The sequence below is a fragment of the Sphingobacterium sp. BIGb0165 genome, assembly GCF_024810095.1.
Taxonomy (GTDB): Bacteria; Bacteroidota; Bacteroidia; order Sphingobacteriales; family Sphingobacteriaceae; genus Sphingobacterium; species Sphingobacterium detergens.
This window is the reverse complement of the sequence record NZ_JANUEB010000017.1, coordinates 1-3,075: the sequence shown is the minus strand read 5'-3', so window position 1 is coordinate 3,075 and position 3,075 is coordinate 1. Positions and strand designations below refer to the sequence as shown.

At 38.3% G+C, this 3,075-nt stretch carries 3 protein-coding genes; 1 reads left to right on the top strand and 2 read right to left on the bottom strand.

All coding sequences use genetic code 11. From position 1 onward, the window contains the following. Nucleotides 1-339: 339 nt before the first annotated feature. A complete protein-coding gene (locus tag M2408_RS26275; protein ID WP_259187556.1) occupies nt 340-1,281 on the top strand; it encodes a TIGR01212 family radical SAM protein in 942 nt (313 codons plus the stop codon). Nucleotides 1,282-1,419: 138 nt separating this feature from the next. Here the strand turns inward: M2408_RS26275 and M2408_RS26270 are convergent, their stop codons facing one another. Together M2408_RS26270 and M2408_RS26265 are read right to left on the bottom strand one after the other, a co-directional pair. Beyond that, nucleotides 1,420-1,887 (bottom strand): nucleoside triphosphate pyrophosphohydrolase family protein, encoded by a 468-nt coding sequence (locus tag M2408_RS26270; protein WP_259187555.1) that lies wholly within the window; start codon nt 1,885-1,887, stop codon nt 1,420-1,422. 105 nt (nt 1,888-1,992) lie between these two features. Further along, a partial coding sequence (locus tag M2408_RS26265) for a pseudouridine synthase (protein ID WP_259187554.1) occupies nt 1,993-3,075 on the bottom strand: 1,083 nt, incomplete at its 5' end.

The window sequence follows — 3,075 nt, the reverse complement described above, 5'->3', positions numbered from 1 at the left end:
TTGCCGTAACAGGTGGGAGAGTAGGTCGGTGCCTTTTTTTACACGGAAGCCCTTGCTGGAAACAGTCAAGGGCTTCTTTCGTTTACATACTGCCCAAAAGATCCCAAAGATCAATGGCTCCGGTACAGAAGCCCACTTCGGTAACGCTCCGGAATAGCACTGTCAGGTACAGATTTATATGGCCATGATCTAAAGTACTGCGCTAGTACCTTGTAGTATATTTCCCAGCGATTACTGGCCCCGCCAAGAAGAAAATGACAGAAGAATGGACGATGCTATAGCGCTTTGTTCCTGAGTAGTAATCTATTTATGGTTTTTATTGAGTAACTTTGCGGCGCAATGGGTACATTATTGGATAACGGAATTAAGCCGTATAATCATTACGGCGCTTATTTAAAGCAAAAATATAACGGGCAGAAAGTATTTAAAGTGATTGTCGATGGCAATTTCACTTGTCCCAATAGAGATGGCAGCAAGGGCTATGGTGGCTGTACTTACTGTAATGTGGATTCGTTTACACCCGATACTGCGCGAAAAATTCCCTCTATACGTGAACAGGTGGAGTCAGGCATTGAACGCGCGCGTAACAGTTATGGTGCAGAAAAATTTATTATTTACTTCCAACCCAATACCAATACGTATGCGCCAACACATTTGCTGAAAATGATGTATGATGAAGCGTTAAGCATAGATCCCGAAAATACACTAGGTCTTTCTGTGGGTACACGTCCAGATTGTTTGGACTTTGAAAAAATTGCATTATTGGAATCTTATACCGATCGTTATGATGTAGATTTGGAAATGGGAATGGAATCGATTTATAATGACACCTTGGAAAGGATCAATAGAGGTTGCTCGCACGATGAATTCATTAAGGCTATGGATATGTTAAAGGATACACCTTTAGAGCTTTGTGTGCATACTATTTTCGGATTTCCATGGGAGACGGAGGAGATGATGTTAAAATACGCTGATGAGATTAATCGGTTTCCACAGATTAAGTTCGTTAAATTGCACCATTTGCATATTGTAGAGGGCTCTATTATGGGCGTAAAATATAAGCGTGAACCTTTTGACTTATTCTCTATGGAAGGCTATACGGACTTCCTGTCGAAATTTATACCACGTCTACGTCCTGATTTGATTATTCAACGTATTTTCGGTATTGCCGATAAGGAATTGTTGATCGCACCAAACTGGGGATTACCCAAGTCTGGTATCCAGACTTATATTGACAAAGGTCTGGAAGCACGGAAAGTCTTGCAAGGTAGTCTCTTTTAATTTTATTATAGACTTACGATTGCAAAAGAGATAATTCATATAACCAATTCAATAAGAAGAATCGAATTGGTCAACCATAAAATAAATAAGGCTTCCAAACGGAAGCCCTATTTATTTTATGCTATACTGTAAGTCAAATTATCCTTCGACAATGGATTTCAGATCTGCTGGAGAATAATTGATAGACTTTAGTGTTTTATTGTCAGCCGTTCTAAAAACCAGAAATTTTCCATCAACTTCTTTATAGTAAGATTCCACTCCTTTAAGTTTGTAATGCTCATGAGTAGCGACTGCCTCTGCTTCGTCATTGCAAGCTTTACTCATATTAGAACGTTGCACTTCATCAAAAAGTGCTGAAAATTTATCTTTTAAACCAAATTCAAGAACCGCTCCAGCGAGGACGTATTGAATGTCACATAAGGCATCTGCAATTTCCACAAGATCTTTATCTTGGATAGCTTCTTCTAGTTCTTTTAATTCCTCAGCTATCAACGAAACCCGTAATGCGCATCTTTGCTCAGAAGGAATTGTGGGTGTATCCAGGATCGGATGTTGGAATGTTTTATGGAATTCCGCTACGGATGAAAGTGTTTTTGGATCAGTCATATTCTTTTATTTTTTATACTCTTCTTATCTCAGGTGCAAATATAAAAAATAAAGGACGGTTAACTGAATGACCGTCCTTTATTTTATTTATCAAATGAGATTTGATTAGATCAAATGTTTCAATTGAACAATTTCTCTTTCTTCTAAATATCTCCAACGTCCACGTGGTAAATCCTTTTTCGTCAAGTTAGCATATACAACACGATCTAACTTCACAACTTCATAACCAAGAGACTCGAAAATACGACGTACTATACGATTTTTGCCAGAGTGGATCTGAATCCCTATCTCTCTTTTAGAACCGCCTTGTACATAGCTTAAATCATCCGGTTTGATTACGCCGTCTTCTAATTCAATACCAAAATTAATCTTGTTGAAATCTCCTTGCGTAAGACTCTTGTTAAGTTCTATATTGTATATTTTGCTGATGCTATTACGGGGGTGAGAAAGTTTTTCCGCAAGGTTGCCATCGTTTGTCATCAAAAGTAATCCGGTCGTGTTTCTGTCAAGACGTCCTACTGGATAGATTCGTTCTTTGGTTGCTTTGGATACAAGTTCCATTACCGTATGACGTTCCTGAGGATCATCTGTCGTTGTAATGTAGTCTTTTGGTTTATTAAGTAAAACATAAACCATCTTCTCACGCTTTAAACGCTCGTTGTTGTAACGGATTTCGTCTGTAGCTGGATCAACTTTGGTACCTAATTCAGTAACAGCTTCACCATTTACCCATATTACACCTGCAGCAATTAATTCGTCTGCTTTACGTCTTGAGCAAATACCTGCATTGGCAATATAACGGTTTAAACGTATTAAGCCGTCATCTTCTGCTGACGTTTCGGCTTTCTTCTTAGGACGTTTGGTGTATTGTTTATCGTCAAAACTCTTGTTTTCATCAAAGCTTCTGCTGCGATTGTTTGAGGAACGGTCATCCTTATCGAAACGTTTGAAGCTATCTCTTTTATCAAAAGAACCTTCTTTTCTGTCAAAAGATCGTGATGAATCATTTCTGTCAGAGCGTTTGAAGCTATCTCTTTTATCAAAAGAACCTTCTTTTCTGTCGAATGATCTTGATGAATCATTTCTGTCAGAGCGTTTGAAGCTATCTCTTTTATCAAAAGAACCTTCTTTTCTGTCAAAAGATCGTGATGAATCATTTCTGTCAGAGCGTTTGAAGCTATCTCTTTT

Bases quoted from the DNA above. Each gene is read 5' to 3' on its own strand.
- M2408_RS26270 (WP_259187555.1), bottom strand. From the start codon at position 1,887: ATGACTGATCCAAAAACACTTTCATCCGTAGCGGAATTCCATAAAACA.
- M2408_RS26275 (WP_259187556.1), top strand. From the start codon at position 340: ATGGGTACATTATTGGATAACGGAATTAAGCCGTATAATCATTACGGC.